This window comes from Actinokineospora auranticolor (genome assembly GCF_041897805.1).
Lineage (GTDB): Bacteria > Actinomycetota > Actinomycetes > Mycobacteriales > Pseudonocardiaceae > Actinokineospora > Actinokineospora auranticolor.
In genome coordinates, this window is sequence record NZ_CP154825.1 from 7,736,228 (window position 1) to 7,752,175 (window position 15,948).

Annotated in this window: 13 protein-coding genes; 5 read left to right on the forward strand and 8 right to left on the reverse strand. The window is 71.9% G+C overall.

What is annotated here, in order from left to right; all coding sequences use genetic code 11:
* Positions 1 to 43 precede the first annotated feature (43 nt).
* From V5P93_RS33745 to V5P93_RS33770, 6 genes are all read right to left on the reverse strand, one after another.
* Positions 44 to 1,453 carry a DUF6350 family protein gene (locus tag V5P93_RS33745; RefSeq protein ID WP_104478071.1) on the reverse strand — a complete coding sequence of 470 codons (1,410 nt, stop codon included), beginning with the start codon at positions 1,451 to 1,453 and terminating at the stop codon, positions 44 to 46.
* 131 nt (positions 1,454 to 1,584) lie between these two features.
* On the reverse strand, positions 1,585 to 2,247 hold the full coding sequence (locus V5P93_RS33750; protein ID WP_104478070.1) for a DUF5336 domain-containing protein: 663 nt from the start codon (positions 2,245 to 2,247) through the stop codon (positions 1,585 to 1,587).
* A gap of 199 nt (positions 2,248 to 2,446) precedes the next feature.
* The gene (gene sucD, locus V5P93_RS33755) at positions 2,447 to 3,337 is read right to left on the reverse strand and encodes a succinate--CoA ligase subunit alpha (protein ID WP_104478069.1); all 891 of its coding nucleotides are present in this window, start codon (positions 3,335 to 3,337) and stop codon (positions 2,447 to 2,449) included.
* Positions 3,338 to 3,339: 2 nt separating this feature from the next.
* Positions 3,340 to 4,509, reverse strand: a complete 1,170-nt coding sequence (sucC, locus tag V5P93_RS33760) for an ADP-forming succinate--CoA ligase subunit beta (protein WP_104478068.1) — start codon at positions 4,507 to 4,509, stop codon at positions 3,340 to 3,342.
* A gap of 147 nt (positions 4,510 to 4,656) precedes the next feature.
* On the reverse strand, positions 4,657 to 4,911 hold the full coding sequence (locus V5P93_RS33765; protein WP_104478067.1) for a hypothetical protein: 255 nt from the start codon (positions 4,909 to 4,911) through the stop codon (positions 4,657 to 4,659).
* A 3-nt stretch (positions 4,912 to 4,914) separates the two neighbouring features.
* Positions 4,915 to 6,405: a hypothetical protein gene (locus V5P93_RS33770; protein ID WP_104478066.1), complete on the reverse strand. Its 1,491-nt coding sequence runs from the start codon at positions 6,403 to 6,405 to the stop codon at positions 4,915 to 4,917.
* Between the two features lie 2,028 nt (positions 6,406 to 8,433).
* On the opposite strand from V5P93_RS33770, the gene V5P93_RS33775 reads away from it, so the two are divergent.
* Positions 8,434 to 9,264, forward strand: a complete 831-nt coding sequence (locus V5P93_RS33775) for a M23 family metallopeptidase (protein ID WP_104478064.1) — start codon at positions 8,434 to 8,436, stop codon at positions 9,262 to 9,264.
* A 39-nt stretch (positions 9,265 to 9,303) separates the two neighbouring features.
* Here the strand turns inward: V5P93_RS33775 and V5P93_RS33780 are convergent, their stop codons facing one another.
* Positions 9,304 to 9,579: a hypothetical protein gene (locus V5P93_RS33780; RefSeq protein WP_104478063.1), complete on the reverse strand. Its 276-nt coding sequence runs from the start codon at positions 9,577 to 9,579 to the stop codon at positions 9,304 to 9,306.
* 141 nt (positions 9,580 to 9,720) lie between these two features.
* Here V5P93_RS33780 and V5P93_RS33785 point away from each other — a divergent pair, with 141 nt between their 5' ends.
* Complete coding sequence (locus V5P93_RS33785; protein ID WP_219823924.1) at positions 9,721 to 10,917, forward strand: serine hydrolase; 1,197 nt, start codon at positions 9,721 to 9,723, stop codon at positions 10,915 to 10,917.
* Positions 10,918 to 11,614: 697 nt separating this feature from the next.
* Here the strand turns inward: V5P93_RS33785 and pcrA are convergent.
* The gene (pcrA, locus tag V5P93_RS33790) at positions 11,615 to 14,008 is read right to left on the reverse strand and encodes a DNA helicase PcrA (RefSeq protein ID WP_104478062.1); all 2,394 of its coding nucleotides are present in this window, start codon (positions 14,006 to 14,008) and stop codon (positions 11,615 to 11,617) included.
* A gap of 262 nt (positions 14,009 to 14,270) precedes the next feature.
* Here pcrA and V5P93_RS33795 point away from each other — a divergent pair, with 262 nt between their 5' ends.
* The 3 genes from V5P93_RS33795 to V5P93_RS33805 all read left to right on the forward strand — a co-directional run bounded on the left by V5P93_RS33795 (position 14,271) and on the right by V5P93_RS33805 (position 15,899).
* Positions 14,271 to 14,597, forward strand: coding sequence for a chorismate mutase (locus tag V5P93_RS33795; RefSeq protein ID WP_374065120.1), 327 nt, complete (start codon positions 14,271 to 14,273; stop codon positions 14,595 to 14,597).
* 120 nt (positions 14,598 to 14,717) lie between these two features.
* Positions 14,718 to 15,026: a hypothetical protein gene (locus V5P93_RS33800; protein WP_104478061.1), complete on the forward strand. Its 309-nt coding sequence runs from the start codon at positions 14,718 to 14,720 to the stop codon at positions 15,024 to 15,026.
* A 141-nt stretch (positions 15,027 to 15,167) separates the two neighbouring features.
* Positions 15,168 to 15,899, forward strand: coding sequence for a PIG-L deacetylase family protein (locus tag V5P93_RS33805; protein WP_104478060.1), 732 nt, complete (start codon positions 15,168 to 15,170; stop codon positions 15,897 to 15,899).
* Positions 15,900 to 15,948 lie beyond the last annotated feature (49 nt).

The window sequence follows — 15,948 nt, forward strand, 5'->3', positions numbered from 1 at the left end:
GGACGGAACACGCCCAGCGTAGGCCGTGCGAAGTCGATCTTGCTCAGCGCCCCGGCGGCTCCTCCGCACCCGGCTCGTCCTCGGGTTCCCCGACGTCACCGGCCTCTTCCGGCTCCTCGTCGGACTCCACCTCGGCGCCTTCGTCGTCGGGTTCCTCGTCGGAGTCGGCAACGTCACCGGCATCTTCGTCGACGACGTCATCTGCACCGTCGAGCTCCTCGGCCAAGGCGGATTCGTCCGGCTCATCGAGTTCGTCCGGCTCATCGAACTCGAACTCGGGCAACTCGACCTCGGGCAGCGGTCGCGGCCCCATCAGCCACGCCACCACCCCGCCGGGCGCCGCGATCCACGCCACCAGCGCCAGCGACAACCACGGCGCCCGCAGGTCCAGCGGGTCGAACGGCCCACCGGCGAGCGCCCCGCCCGCGCACCCGGCCAGCACCGCGAACACCATCCCGGCCGCCACCGCCGCCACGGCGACCGCGCGCAACCGGTCCCTCGGCTCCTCCGCGCACTCCCGCAGCAGCCACCCGACCAGCGTGCCCACCGCCCCCGGGAACGCGAACAGCAGCACCCACCACGGCGCCGCGGTCTCCGGCAGCGCCCCCAGCAGCGGCAGCGGCGGCACCGCGCCCCCGGCGAAGTCCACCGGGGACACCACGACCGGCCCCAGCGCGAACCCGGGTCCGGCCGCGAACCCGGCCGCCGCGATCACCGCGTTCGGCAGGTAGCCCGCCGACAGCAGCAGCATCCCCAGCCCGCCGCCCGGCCCCTCCGCCGCGAACAGCCGGGTGACCGTGCCGCCGGACAGCACCAGCGACAACGTCAGCACGAACGCGCCCGTCGCCACCATCGCGACCACCGCCAGCAGCCCCGCCGACAGCCCGCGCAGCGCGAGCGGGTCGACGCGGGCCGTGACCAGCGACCACACCCCGGACTGCGGCAACACCCCCACCACCGCGGCGAGCCCCGCGACCAGCGCCGGGTAGTACAGCCCCGCCAGCGGGTCGACCACCACCCGACCGGTGCACAACAACCCCAGCGTCAACCCGACCGCCGCGTGCGCGCCGACCACCGACAGCACGACCTGCGCGGCCTCGCGCGGGGTCTCGACCTCCAGCCGCTCGGCCGCGCCCGCCGCCGTCCGCCAGACCAGGACCGCGACCAGGACCGTCGACAGCAGCGGCAGCACGCCCAGCTCGTGGCCCTCGATCCGGACCGGCACCTGGTAGGCGGCCAGCCAGCCGGGCACCGCCGAGGCCAGCACACCGCCGGTGGTGAACGACGAACGCGCGGCCGTCGCGGTGACCAGGGCGAGCACCGCCGCCACCGCCGCGTACCCGGTGAGCAGCGGACCCACCGCGGCCACCGCGAGCACCTTCACCCGGAGGCCCGCGGTGACGGGCACCGGCTCCTCGTCGTCCTCCACCAGGTCGGTGTCCACCAGCGACATGGCGTCCACTCTCGCAGCCGCGTTGCTCCGTTCGGAGCAGCCACGCCGCCGTCAGCCGATCCGGTGACGAGGGTCCCCGGACGCGAGAAGGGGCGGCACCGACGAATCGGTACCGCCCCTTCCGAGGTCGATCAGCCCTGCTGCGGGTACCCGCCGGGCGGGGTGCCGGGCGCCCCCGGCGGCGGCTGCTGCGGCTGGCCGAACTGGCCCTGCTGCGGCGCGTAGGTGGTCTGCTGGCCCTGCTGGGGCGGCTGCGGCTGGCCGTAGGGCTGCTGGAACTGGCCCGACGGCGGGTTGTAGCCACCCGGCTGGCCGAAGTGGCCGTGGTGCTGCTGGGGCTGCGGCGGCTTGACGAAACCGGCGTCGAACAGGAACGCGGCGACGGCCGCGATGGCCTGCAGCAGGCCGAAGATCAGGATCATGATCCCGCCCGCCTTCATCTCGCCACCGGAGGCGAAGACGGTGAACAGGAACGCCAGCGCGATGCCGAGGACCACCGCGACGGAGTGGATGCCGACCTTGCGCTCACCCGGCAGCACGGCGGGCAGCGCGAGCAGGCCGCCGACGAAGAACAGCGCGGGCACCCAACCGCCGCCGCCCTCGTAGAAGCTGTACGAGCCGGACAGCGGGGCGAAGCCGAGGAACAGGTTGAGCGTGCCGATCCCGGCGACGGCGAGGTGCAGGATCTGCGCCAGCGAGAACTTGCTCGCCGCGGGCGGTGGCCCGAAACCCTGCGGTGGCTGCTGCGGTCCTGGCCCCGGATATCCGCCCGGTGCACCGCCTGGGTAGGTCATCGCGTGCTCTCCTCAGCGACGAAAGTTACTTCTAGGAGCCCTGTACAACGCCCCGGGACGACCTAGGACACTAGCCCGTCCACGACATCGGACGCTCGGGGGCCGGAGCCGGTTCCCCCCGGAAAAGCACGCCGGGGGAAGACGAACGTGGGGCCGGACGCTACCAGCGTCCGGCCCCACGTGGTCACGGCGACCGGCCCTAGCCGCGGGCCTGGTACAGCTCGCGGGCCAGCGCGGCGGTCTCCGACGGCGTCTTGCCGACCTTGACCCCGGCGGCCTCGAGGGCCTCCTTCTTGGCCTGCGCGGTGCCCGCCGAGCCGGAGACGATGGCGCCCGCGTGGCCCATGGTCTTGCCCTCGGGGGCGGTGAAGCCCGCGACGTAGCCGACGACCGGCTTGGTCACGTTCGCCTGGATGTAGGCCGCGGCCCGCTCCTCGGCGTCGCCACCGATCTCGCCGATCATCACGATCAGCTCGGTCTCGGGGTCGGCCTCGAACGCGGCGAGCGCGTCGATGTGCGTGGTGCCGATGATCGGGTCGCCGCCGATGCCGACCGCGGACGAGAAGCCGATGTCGCGCAGCTCGTACATCATCTGGTAGGTCAGCGTGCCGGACTTCGACACCAGGCCGATCTTGCCGGGGCCGGTGATGTCGGCGGGGATGATGCCCGCGTTCGACTTCCCGGGGCTGATCAGGCCGGGGCAGTTCGGGCCGACGATCCGGGTCTTGTTGCCCGTCGCGACCGCGTGCGCCCAGAAGTAGGCGGTGTCGTGCACCGGGATGCCCTCGGTGATGACGACGGCCAGGCCGATCTCCGCGTCGATCGCCTCGAGGACGGCGTCCTTGGCGAACTTCGGCGGCACGAAGATGACCGACACGTCCGCGCCGGTCTCGGCGATGGCCTCGGCCACGGTGGCGAACACCGGCAGCGACTGGCCCTCGATCTCGACCTTGGTGCCCGCCTTGCGCGGGTTCACCCCGCCGACGATGTTGGTGCCGGACTTGAGCATCCGCGCGGTGTGCTTGGTGCCCTCGGAGCCGGTCATGCCCTGGACGATGACCTTGCTGTTCTCGGTCAGGAAGATAGCCATGATCAGACCCCCGCAGCCGCGAGCTCAGCAGCCTTGTCGGCGGCGTTGTCCATGGTGTCGACGACGGTCACCAACGGGTGGTTGGCCTCGGCGAGGATGCGCCGACCCTCTTCGACGTTGTTGCCGTCCAGGCGGACGACCAGCGGCTTGGTGGCCTCGTCGCCGAGGATGCCGAGCGCGGACACGATGCCGTTGGCGACCGCGTCGCAGGCGGTGATGCCGCCGAAGACGTTGACGAAGACCGACTTCACGTCCGGGTCGCCCAGGATGATGTGCAGTCCGTTGGCCATCACCTCGGCCGACGCGCCGCCGCCGATGTCGAGGAAGTTCGCGGGCTTGACGCCCTTGTGCTTCTCACCGGCGTAGGCCACGACGTCCAGGGTGGACATGACCAGGCCCGCGCCGTTGCCGATGATGCCGACCTGGCCGTCGAGCTTGACGTAGTTGAGGTCCTTGGCCTTGGCCGCGGCCTCCAGCGGGTCCTCCGCCTCCTGGTCGACCAGGTCGGCGTGCGCCGGGTGGCGGAAACCCGCGTTCTCGTCGAGGGTGACCTTGCCGTCCAGGGCGATGATCTTGTCCTGCGGGTCGCGGACCAGCGGGTTGACCTCGACCAGGGTGGCGTCCTCGGCGACGAAGGTCTCCCACAGCTTGACGATGACCTCGGCGGCCTGGTCGGCGACTGCGGCCGGGATCTTGGCCTGGGCCGCGATCTCCTTGGCGGTGGCCAGGTCCACGCCCTTGATCGCGTCGACCGGCACCTTGGCCAGGGCCTCGGGGCGTTCGACGGCGAGCTGCTCGATCTCCATGCCGCCCTCGGCCGACGCCATCGCCAGGAAGGTGCGGTTGGTGCGGTCGAGCAGGAACGAGAAGTAGTACTCCTCGGCGATGTCGGACGCGACGGTCACGAGCACCTTGCGGGTGATGTGGCCCTTGATGTCGAGGCCGAGGATGGCCTCGGCCTTCTCCTGCGCCCCGGCGGGGTCGTCGGCGAGCTTCACGCCGCCCGCCTTGCCGCGGCCGCCGGTCTTCACCTGCGCCTTGATGACGACGGTCTGGGCGAGGCGCTCCGCGATGGCGCGGGCTTCCTCGGGGGTGCTTGCCACGTCGCCCGGCAGGACCGGGACCCCGTGGGCGGCGAAGAGATCCTTCGCCTGGTACTCGTACAGGTCCACTCGACAGTCTCCTGACTACGGTGTCGACGTGCTGCTGTCGGACGTCGTGCGCTGGATTCGCGCGGCCGGACGTCACGGAACCCTAGCGACGTGGGATTGGGGTTGACACTTCGCACCCGGTGAGGTCCGTCACGACCGGTGGTGAGTTCACTCACCGGCCGTGTCGGCCAGCCAGGCGAGAGCCCCGTCGGCGGCGACCACGGCGATGTCCTCCGCGCCATTGTCGGCCAACAACGCGGTGATCGCCGGGAGAGCGGTGGCCGCGACCACCGCGTCGGCGTCCTCTTGGACCGCGGTCGCGGCGACACGGGCCGGGTCGGTGTCGGTCAGGTAGACCACCTCCGCCCCCGCGTCGCGTAGTGCGCGGGCGAGGTCGTCGGCACCCGTGAGGACGATTCGCATCTCTTACGCGCGAGCGCGCCCCACGGCGACCATGGTCGCGACGACGAGCGCGGCCACGCAGGCCAGCGCCACCCACATCGCCTGACCGGGGGTCGCACCGTCGACGCGACCGGACGTCAGGGGGAACTCCAGCACCCGCACACCGACCAGACCGGCCGCGCCCAGGAGGAGCGCGCCCGCTCGCCCGGGCCGGGACAGCGCCGCGAGCGCGACCGCCGCGACGACGGCCAGGGCGGCGAGGAGGAGTCCCCAGGAGGCAAGGCGGAACTCGGTCCAGATCCCCGGCGGCACGAGCCCCGGCGCCTTGACGGCGGGCAACCCGAAGGCGCCGATGGCGAACAACCCGGCGGCGGCGAGTGGACCGACCAGCGCGAGGTTGATCTCCCTCTCGGAGACGTCGACGTCGTCGCGCTCGGCCGCACCCGCCAACCCGGCCGCGACGGCGGCGGCCGCGGCCAACAGGACGGAGAGCCCGGCGAACCAGACCCCCGTGCCGACCCGCACGGCCCCGGTGGCGGCGGTCGCGGTGAACGCGTCGTCCAAAGTGGACGCGGCGACCAGCGGAACGGCGGCGAGCACGACGGTGAACGCCGGGCGAACCCCGTCGGCGGCGCGCCGGAAGAGCAGCGGGGCCGCGAGCGCGAGGACGAGGAGTCCGCAGGGGATGAACAACCGGTTGCCGTAGGTGCCGAACCGGTCGCCGGTCTCGGTGTAGACGAGGTTCGCGGCGAACGCGGCGACCAGGGCCGCGACACCGGCCAGCAACCCGAGCACACCGGCGGCCCGGTGCAGACCACCGGACTCGAGGCTGACCTCGGCGTCGGCCTCGTCGGTCTCCGGCCGGTTGGAAACCCAGACGACGACGGTGAGCACCGTCATGGCCAGGAGGGCGAGCAGCGGTCCCGGGGCGAGGGAGAGCCGCGGCACGACGAGGCCCGCGACGATCTGCGGCGCCGTCACGGCGAGGACCCCGAGGGTCGCGCCGAGCAGCACCCCACGCGCGACGGCGGGGCGCGTGGACCCGGCGCCGGCGGCCGCGGCGACACCGGTCGCGACGGCCAGGGCGAGCAGGCCGTAGCGGAGGAAGCCGGAGGCGGTGAAGACGTCGTCGGCGGGCAGGAACGCCTCGGCCGAGGAGAACGGGGCGAGGAGGAGCCCGATGGCCGCCGCGGCCCCGGTCACCAACGCGACGAGCAACGCGGTGCCCCGGGTGCGCTGGGAGCGGTCGTCGGGGGAGGCGTCGAACTCGGCGTCGTACGGGGACCCGGGAACGGCCCCCGCCCGCCCGACGGCGAGCACCCCGGCGGCGGCAGCGAGCAGGTGCCCCGCGAGCAGTGCCCACAGCCCGAGCGCGGGGGTGAGGGGGGCGAGGGAGGTCGGAACCATCAACTCGGGGCGCGACACGGCGGTGGCGTCAACGGCGAACTGGGCGTCGAGGAGCGCGCGACCGGGGACGAGGAGAGCGGAACCGAGCAGGAGCCCCGCACCGATCACCGGCTGCCCCCTGACGGCGAAGGCAACCGCGAGAAGCGGCGGAACGAGCGCGAGGCCGATCAGAAGGGGAAGCCCCGCAAACCCGGCAGGCGCCTGACCACCGACAAGCCCGACAGCGAGCCCAAGGCACTGGAGCACCGCCCCACCAACCGCCACCCCAAACCCGACGCGCAGTCTCGGTGGGCTGTCCCCCCAGCGGATCCGCTGCTCGGGCAGGGGAATCGGCCCCGGCAGGTCACGGGCAGACGGGGTACTGGTCCGCGAAGTCATCGCGAGCAACGCTAGCAACTGAGATCGCTCCGCGCGGCCCCACGCCGGGTGAGATCCCCACACCCACCCCAATCCCCCTCAACCGGTGACCCTCCCCCCTCGCACCCCCTATGCCGCCCTTCGGGCTCCTTTTCCACCCCCCGACCACCCCGAGCACAAGCCCCTCCCGCCCGGGGGCAGGCCCTTGAGGCAACCCTATCGCCGCAGCTCAGAGGGCCGGAAGGGGGTTTGACGGAGCTGTGGATGGTTCGCGGGGATGTGGATAACTCGTGATCTTGCTGGATTTTCGGCGCGGGGGCGGGCGGGCGAGGCGGGCTGGTGGAGCGGGACGAGACAGACGGCGAGCCGAGTCGGCCAGGCATGGCGAGCGGGACGGCGGAGCCAGCCGGGCACGCAGGCACGCAGGCACGCAGGCACGCAGGCACGCAGGCACGCAGGCACGCAGGCACGCAGGCACGCAGGCACGCAGGCACGCAGGCACGCAGGCGAGCTGATCAGAGCGTGCCGAACGAGACAAGCCGACGCGGGAGTGGCGAGGCCGTGAAGTGGTGGCTCACCCGAGTGCGACGCCGCACAGAGGTGGGGCGGCGAGGCGGAGACCGGCAGGCGGAGAAAGGGCGCGGTGAAACCGGGCGCGGCGAGGCAGAGCAGCGCGAGGCGAGCAGGCAGAGCGGCCCGAGGAGCGGGCAGGGAAAGGACGGGGCGAGACGGACCAGACGAAACAGCCAAGTAGGACAAGCAGGGTGAGACGAAGTGGAAGGACAGAACGGGCAGAACGAGACGGAGCGAGAGGCAGCGAGGCGGGGGCGGAGGCGGGCAGGCGAAGGACGGGGCGGAGCCGGGAACGGGCGAGGCAGAGCGGCGCGACGCAGGCACAGCGGTTCAGGAGCCGAGAGACGGGCAGCGCCCGATAAAGCAGCCAGAACGGATGATGTAGGGCAAAGCGGGCCGGAGATAGGCCGTACAGGTGGAGCCGGTGGGCAGGTAAGCCCTACCGAGAGATTCGAAGCAGGCGAGAGCGACGTTTGCGTGTGGCCCGCGCGCCACTCCGGGGTGACCGGAGTCGGGCGAGCCTGCTTGAGAGCAGGTGGCCGGCGGGCGCGCTTCGGCCGGACTGGCGCAGTGCGACCAGGCGTGAGCCGCAGGAGGCTCACGTCGGCGCAGGTCACGCGGAGTGGCGAGTGGACTCGTGGCGGGTTGGTTGGCGGTGGGGACACTGAGCGGGGTGAGGCATCCGAGACGTCCTGGTCGTCCGGATCGGGACGAGTGGCGGTGGTTTCGGTGCGTGACCGAAGGATCGCCACTTCTCCGTGATGCGTGAGGACGGAGACGCGCGTGTGGGTGATGCCGTTGATAACGGTGGGTTCACGAAGAGCCGTGACCTGGGCGAAAGGCTGGGGCCGCGCGGGTGACGCGCCGGACACGAACGAGTTGCCACCCGGATGGCCGATTGAACCGAGACACAGCTCACACTAAGAGTGTGACATCGGGTTAACTTTCCGTAGTAACCCCAGGGTGTTCACTTTCCCGAAATTCCCCCGCGACCGGAATCGGGTGACGACTGTTGCCCTGCCCGCCGCCGCCCCGTTACTGTCCCCGGGTCCGTTGTCACAGTCCGGTCACGAATAGGACAGGGAAGGCATCCAAGCTCCACCGCCCTCCCAACCGGGTCCCCCGCCCGGTGTCCGGCACCGCGAAGCTCGTCCCCCGCGAGCCTGGTGTTTCGAACCGAACTCCCCGAACGCGGAAGGCTGGGTCTTGTCCCGACATCGCTCGACCGGTGGTGAACGCGAGTTCGCCGCGCTGGACGAAGCGCTCGAACGCGGTGCTCGCCGCGTGAAGGGCGCGCACCGGATCGCTCCCCCGTCCTCCGCCCTGCGTGGGCGGGTCGTGGTCGCCGCGGTCGCGGTCGGCGCTTTCGCCGCTGCCGCCGCCGGTCAGACCATCCAGGCCGCCTCCAGTGGCGGTGCGTCCGCCGCCGACGACGTCGCGCCCCCGCTCGCCGGGGTCCGGCAGGCCGCCGCGTCGATGGGCTCCGGTGGTGACACCGGTGGCACCACCGCGGCCCCCGAGCTGCTGACCCTCTCCAAGGAGACCGACGGCTCGGCCGAGGTCCAGAAGATCGCCACGGCGCAGCGCCTCACGGAGGCCCGCAACGCCCGCGCCGCCCAGCTCAAGGCCAAGCAGGAAGAGGCCGCGCGGCCCAAGTTCGTGCAGCCCGCAGTCGGCACCTTCACCTCGGGCTTCGGCGCCCGCTGGGGCGTCACGCACTACGGCATCGACATCGCCAACCGGATCGGCACCCCGATCGTCTCCGTGGCCGACGGCACCGTCATCGAGGCGGGCACGGCCAGCGGGTTCGGCCTGTGGGTGCGAGTGCAGCACGAGGACGGCACCGTCTCGGTCTACGGCCACGTCAACGACTACGTGGTGCGCGAGGGCCAGCAGGTCAAGGCCGGTCAGCTCATCGCGCACATCGGTAACCGCGGCCAGTCGACCGGCCCGCACCTGCACTTCGAGATCTGGGACACCAGCGGACGCAAGATGAACCCCCTTCCGTGGCTTGCCGCACGCGGGATCTCGTTCTGACCCCAGAGTTCACCCAAATCGGCCCCCGGTAAACCCACGTCACCCGATTTGGTTGCGCGCGGTACTACACGCGCAGGCCGACGGGCCCGCCGTGCACTGGGCGGAGCGGCCCGGACCGGCCCTGGTCCTGCGCGGCCCGGCTCCGGCGCCGCGCACCCCCGCGAACGCGCCCACACGGGTCACCAGGCAGGGGCGCGCCCCCACGCACCGGCAGGACACCGCACAGCGGCTCGGCGCGCCCACCGCGAAGTCCCCCTCGGCTTCGGCGCGCAGCCCGACGGCCAGGTCCAGCGCCCGGCGCACGCGGTCGTCCATGTGTCCACCTCCCAGTCGCTTCCCCAGTCGCGAGTCTTCAGCGACCCCCAGGTCAGGCGCCATTTCCGACGCTGAGCACAGTCAACAGCAGGGGTACGACAATTCCGGGCGCTGTCGTGGGGCCGCGCTAGGTTCGGAGCCGTGAGCAACCTCTCCCGGCCCCGGCTCGACCGGTGGCGCACCCGGATGGCCGAGCACGTCGAGTCCGGGTCGGTGCCCGGGATCGTGGGCCTGCTCAGCAGGCGCGGCGAGACCCACGTCCACGCACATGGCGTCCGCGAGGTCGGCGGCGCGGCGATGGCCGAGGACACAATCTTCCGGATCGCCTCGATGACCAAGCCGGTCGCCGCGGTGGCGGCGATGATCCTCGTGGAGGAGTGCGGGCTCCGGCTGGACGACCCGGTGGCCGAGTTGCTGCCCGAACTGGCGGAGCCGCGGGTCCTCCGGGCGCTCGACAGCCCGGTGGACGAGACGGTCCAGGCCGAGCGCCCGATCACGGTGCGCCACCTGATGGACTCCACGTTCGGGCACGGGATCATCATGGCGCCGCCCGGCACCTATCCCGTCCAGGACGCCCTTGCCGAGGTCGGCCTCACCCCCGGACCGCCGCAGCCATCGTCCACACCGGACCAGGACGAGTGGATCAGTCTACTCGCGACCGTCCCTTTGCTCTCGCAGCCCGGCGAGAAATGGTGGTATGACACGGCTTATGACGTGCTGGGGATTCTGATCTCGCGGGCGTCCGGCAAGCCGTTCGATGTGTTCTTGCGCGAGCGGATCTTCGAGCCGCTGGGCATGGTGGACACCGGCTTCCACGTACCGGCGGACAAGATCGACCGACTCGCCACCGCGTACACCACGGAGGGCGACCAGCTCACCGTGTACGACCCCGCCGTCGGGGGACAGTGGAGCAGCCCGCCCGCGTTCGCCTCGGGCCGGGGCGGCCTGGTCTCGACGGCCGCCGACTACCTCACCTTCGGCCGCATGCTGCTCGACGACGGTCGAGGCCCGAACGGTCGCCTGCTCTCCCGGCTGTCCGTGCGCACGATGACCACCGACCAACTGCTGCCCACCCAGAAGGCGGGCGCGGGCCTGGGCGACGGTTTCTTCGACAGCTCCGGCTGGGGCTTCGGGGTGAGCGTCGTGACCCGCCGCACCGACATCCACATGGTGCCCGGCCGCTTCGGCTGGACCGGTGGGCTGGGTACGACGGCGCAGATGGACCCGACGGAGGATCTGGTCGCGATCATGCTGACGCAGCAGGCGTGGACGTCGCCTGACGGGCCCAAGGTCTACGCCGACTTCCTCACGTCGAGCTACCAGGCCATCGACGATTGATCGGTTGCTCGGCGTTCCAGCGGGGTGGGGTTCTCTCGTGGTCTGGGCGCGAGTTGTCGAGCGTTGCTCGATGGGGTGAATTGTCTTTGTGTGGGGCCCCTACGAGCCTGCGGTGGGGCGGGCAAGCCACCCCACCCGCGGGAGAGCTTGGCAGGCTCGTCCCCCCACACAAAGACAATCCACACCCATCGAGCAGTTCAGACGGGCGCGGTGGACTGAGTGGTAGGTCGGGCTGGCAGACGTCGAGGGCCGGCGGGTTCGGCTTGGCGGGGTGGGGAAAGTAGCGGGGGCGGCTGAGGTGGGTGGGCGAGCGCGGCTTGGGCGGTGCGCAGGCCGAATCCACCAGTTGGCACAACGCGAATCGCCGCTCAGACCGTTCACCACGTCGCCCAAATCAGGCGCCCTTGGAGATGACGGGCTGGGATCTGGTGCCGATGCCGAGCAATGAAGGCAGGCCTCAGCATGGGAGTGGGCATCGGCTCGCCCCTCGGCGTTCAGGCCGGTCCACGACCTTTTGAACCCCACCGCCCGAATCGAGCGCAGCCCTCGCCCTCCTCTGGGGGGACAGCCCTGCTCCAGTCTATCGGCGGTGGGGTGGTGCGGAAGGGGCCGCGAAATCCTGTGGATGGTTTCGGCGGATGTGGATGGCCGGGGCAGGCAAGATCAAATCGCGGCCTGCCCCGGTCTGTGGATCGGGTTAGAGCTTCACCATCGGGACGCTGCCGATCAGCATCAGGCGGATGGTGCCCGAGCTGCCGAAGTCGATGGTGGCCGTGGCACGGGGGCCTTGGCCGTCGGAGGCGACCACCGTGCCCAGGCCGTATTTGTCATGGTTGACGCGGTCGCCGACGTTCAGGGACAGGGCCGGGGTGTCCTGCCAGCCCTTGCCCGGGGCCGAGCGCAGGCGGTTCGTCTGGGTGGCGGTGGTGGAGCGGGTGCCACCCCACGTGGTGGCCCGGGTGGGGCTTGAGCGCTCCGGGCCGACTCGGCGCCAGTCGATGAGGTCGGGGGGGATCTCGTCGAAGAAGCGGGAGGCCGGGTTGGTCATGGGCTGGCCCCAGGCGGAGCGGACCAGGGCTCGGGAGAGGTAGAGGCGTTCCCGGGCGCGGGTGATGCCGACGTACGCCAGGCGGCGTTCTTCGGACAGCTCCACCGGGTCGCTCAGGGCCCTCATGTGGGGGAAGATGCCGTCTTCCCAGCCCGTCGCGAAGACGACCGGGTACTCGAGGCCCTTGGCGGTGTGCAGGGTCATCAGGGTGACCACACCGCCGGTGTCCTCGGCGTCGGGGATCGAGTCGGCGTCGGCGACCAGGGAGACGCGTTCGAGGAAGGCGTCCAGGGAACCAGCCACCGGGCCGGTGGGCTCGATGGGGGCGGAGCCCCCCGGGGCGTCGTCGGCCGGGGTGGCGTCGGGCTGCTCGGTGAACTCGCGGGCGACGGTGATCAGCTCGTTGAGGTTCTCGAGCCGGGACGCGTCCTGCGGGTCGTCGCTGGCTTCGAGTTCGGCGCGGTAGCCGGTCTGGTCGAGCACGGCGTCGAGGACCTCGGCGACGTCCTGCCCGTCCTCGACGAACCGGCGGAGGCCGTCGACCAGTTCGACGAAGCCCGAGATGGCCCGCTGCGAGCGCGGGTTCAGCATCGGCACCCGGCCCTCGGTGGCGGCGCGCAGGGCCGCGGCGAAGGAGACCCGCTCGCGGTCGGCGAACGCGGCGACGCACGCCTCCGCGCGGTCGCCGATGCCCCGCTTGGGCACGTTCAGCACCCGGCGGAGGCTGACCGTGTCGTCGGGGTTGGCCAGCAGGCGCAGGTAGGCCAGCGCGTCGCGGATCTCGCGGCGCTCGTAGAAGCGGACGCCGCCGACCACCCGGTAGGGCAGGCCCAGCCGGATGAAGATCTCCTCGAAGACGCGGGACTGGTTGTTCGTCCGGTAGAAGACGGCGACGTCGCTGTTGTTCGCCGCGCCGCTGTCCACCAGGCGGTCGATCTCGCCCGCGACGAAGTTGGCCTCGTCGTGCTCGTTGTCGCCGACGTAGGCGACGATCTTCTCGCCGTCGCCCATGGCCGTCCACAGCCGCTTGTCGCGGCGGTCGGTGTTGCGGGCGATGACCGCGTTGGCCGCGGTGAGGATGTTCTGCGTGGAGCGGTAGTTCTGCTCCAGCAGCACCGTGGTGGCGTCCGGGTAGTCGCGCTCGAACTCGACGATGTTGCGGATGGTCGCGCCGCGGAAGGCGTAGATGGACTGGTCCGCGTCGCCGACCACGCACAGCTCGGCGGGCGGCAGGCCGTCCGTGCCCTTGCCGACCAGCTCCCGGACCAGGGTGTACTGGGCGTGGTTGGTGTCCTGGTACTCGTCGACCAGCACGTGCCGGAACCGCCGGTGGTAGTACTCCGCCACGTCCGGGAAGACCTGCAGCAGCTCGACCGTGCGCATGATCAGGTCGTCGAAGTCCATCGCGTTCGCCTCGCCGAGGCGGCGCTGGTACTCCCCGTAGACCTCGGCGACGCGGCGCTCGAGGTCGTTGCCCGCGTTCTGCGCGGCAGTCTCGGCGTCGAGCAGCTCGTTCTTCAGGTTCGAGATGTGGATCGAGAGGGTGCGCGCCGGGTACCGCTTCGGGTCGAGGTCGAGGTCGCGCGCGACCAGGGTGATCAGCCTGCGCGAGTCGTCGGCGTCGTAGATGGAGAAGCTGGAGGTCATGCCCAGGGCCTTGGCCTCGCGGCGCAGCACCCGCACGCACATCGAGTGGAAGGTCGACACCCACATGGCGTTGGCCCGGCGGCCGACCAGCTCGGCGACCCGCTCCCGCATCTCGGCCGCGGCCTTGTTGGTGAAGGTGATGGCCATGACCTGGCCGGGGTGCACGTGCCGCTGGGCCAGCAGGTAGGCGATGCGCCGGGTGAGGACGCGGGTCTTGCCCGAGCCCGCGCCCGCGACCACCAGCAACGGGGTACCGGCGTGCTCCACGGCCCGGCGCTGCGCGTCGTTGAGGTCGGCCACGAGCGCGGCGGCGCCGTGTGGAACCGCATGCGGCGCGGGGTCCCGCGCGGGGGGCTCGGCGGGCAGGTCGGCGGGGAGGTCGAAGAGAGCTTCCATCGTGGCGTCCACGGTACCGGGGGGCACCGACAATCCGGATGCAGGTCACGCTTGACGCACTCGACTGCCACGGCCGGTTTGTGCCAGACTCGGGGCGTGCTGCGCTGCTACGAGTTTTTTTACGGGACCCGGACTCCGGCTCCCGTGGACTCGCCTACAGCGGCGTAGGTCAAGAACCCACAGCGAAGCCCCGGAGTCCTCGGACCCCGGGGCTTCGCCGCTTCACGGGGACCAGGGGACCAGGCGCGAGAACCAGGCGAGGATGACGATGAGCCCGATCACCCAAGGCCAGACCACCGAGAACGCGACCGCCGAGGACACCAAGGCGGGTCTCGAGCTGCCCGCCCCCGAAGAGGTCGCCGAGCTGCGCAAGGAGATCGACGTGCTCGACCAGGAGATCCTGCGGCTGGTCAAACGCCGCGCGGAGGTCTCCCGCACGATCGGCGCCGCGCGGATGGCCGCGGGCGGGCCGCGGATCGTGGTCAACCGCGAGATGGACGTGCTGGCCCGCTACCGCGAGCTGGGCCCGGCGGGCCGGATGCTGGCCATGGCCCTGCTGGACCTGGGCCGCGGCCAGCTCGGCCGCTAGCCCGCGACCGCCGACCGCCCCGGCCCACCGCCGGGGCGCGGCGGGTGGCGGCGCGCGGACCAGGGTCGACTCCGGGTTCTCCCCCATCACGGGTGGCCCCGCGTCCGGCAGACTTGGGGCATGTTCGATCTCATCGCGGTCCTCGTCGCCGTCGTCGCCCTGGTAGCCGCCCTCGGCCACACCGCCTACCTGGCCCTGCTGAACTCCGCGGCGCGCAAGCGGGGGGTCAGCGGCAACCCGGTCGCCGAGTACGTGCGCGGTCGCTGGCCGGTCGCCGGGGTCACCACCGCCGGTGCGGCGCTGGCCCTGCTGCTGACCAGCGGCGGCGGCTTCCTCGACACCGTGGCCATCCTGCTGGCCGCCGGTTCCGGCGCGGTCGCGGGCAGCTCGCTGTCCAAGACCGTGGAGCGCTACCGCGGCAACCGGTAGGGCGCGGGAAGCGCACCGGCGCGCGGCGACCGGTGCACCCAGCGGGGAATCCGGCGTGGCGGTTTCACGCCAAAGTGTGGTTTGCGCGCGATAAACGTGCTCGGGCGTACGAACCGGTCGGAAACGCTTACTCTTCTCCGCGTGATCGGTGCGACTCCCCGTGATGACGTGCGGCGGGCCCTCGTGGTCTGCGCGCACCCCGACGACGTCGACTTCGGGGCCTCCGGCACCGTCGCGGGCTGGGTCGACGCCGGGATCGAGGTCGCCTACTGCCTGGTCACCTCGGGCGAGGCCAGCGGTGACGGTTCCCGCCCGCCCGCCGAGGTGGCCGCGACCAGGCGGGCCGAGCAGCGGGCCGCGGCCGACGTGCTGGGCGTCGGCGGGATCACCTTCCTGGACCACCCGGACGGCTCGGTCGAGCCGAGCATCGCGCTGCGCCGCGACATCACCCGGGTCATCCGCCGGTTCCGGCCGGACCGGGTGCTGACCTGGTCGCCGGAGATCAACTGGGACATGGTGCCCACCGCGCACCCCGACCACCGGGCGACCGGCGCGGCCACCTTCGCGGCGGTCTACCCGGACGCGCGCAACCCCAACGCCCACCCCGCGCTGCTGCGCGAGGAGGGCTTGGAGCCGTGGACCGTGCGCGAGCTGTGGATCGCCGACGCGCCCCGGCACCTGCGCAACCACGCGGTGGAGATCACCGAGCGCTTCGACCGGCGGATGGCCGCGCTGCGCTCGCACGTGTCCCAGGTCGGCGGCAACCCGGGCCTGGAGGCGGGGATGCGCGGCCACTTCGCCGACACCGCGGCCCGCTACGGCCTGCCGCGGGACTGCCTGGCCGAGGAGTTCCAGCTCGTCGACACCGCTTGACCAGCCCGCCGACCAGGCGCCCGCCGCGCAGGAGGAGGAGTCCGGAGCA

What these genes read in the sequence shown, in the direction of transcription:
- V5P93_RS33745 (WP_104478071.1), bottom strand. Translation starts at nt 1,453, where the DNA reads ATGTCGCTGGTGGACACCGACCTGGTGGAGGACGACGAGGAGCCGGTG.
- V5P93_RS33765 (WP_104478067.1), bottom strand. Translation starts at nt 4,911, where the DNA reads ATGCGAATCGTCCTCACGGGTGCCGACGACCTCGCCCGCGCACTACGC.
- V5P93_RS33800 (WP_104478061.1), top strand. Translation starts at nt 14,718, where the DNA reads ATGTTCGATCTCATCGCGGTCCTCGTCGCCGTCGTCGCCCTGGTAGCC.
- V5P93_RS33750 (WP_104478070.1), bottom strand. Translation starts at nt 2,247, where the DNA reads ATGACCTACCCAGGCGGTGCACCGGGCGGATATCCGGGGCCAGGACCG.
- V5P93_RS33795 (WP_374065120.1), top strand. Translation starts at nt 14,271, where the DNA reads ATGACGATGAGCCCGATCACCCAAGGCCAGACCACCGAGAACGCGACC.
- pcrA (WP_104478062.1), bottom strand. Translation starts at nt 14,008, where the DNA reads ATGGAAGCTCTCTTCGACCTCCCCGCCGACCTGCCCGCCGAGCCCCCC.
- sucD (WP_104478069.1), bottom strand. Translation starts at nt 3,337, where the DNA reads ATGGCTATCTTCCTGACCGAGAACAGCAAGGTCATCGTCCAGGGCATG.
- V5P93_RS33780 (WP_104478063.1), bottom strand. Translation starts at nt 9,579, where the DNA reads ATGGACGACCGCGTGCGCCGGGCGCTGGACCTGGCCGTCGGGCTGCGC.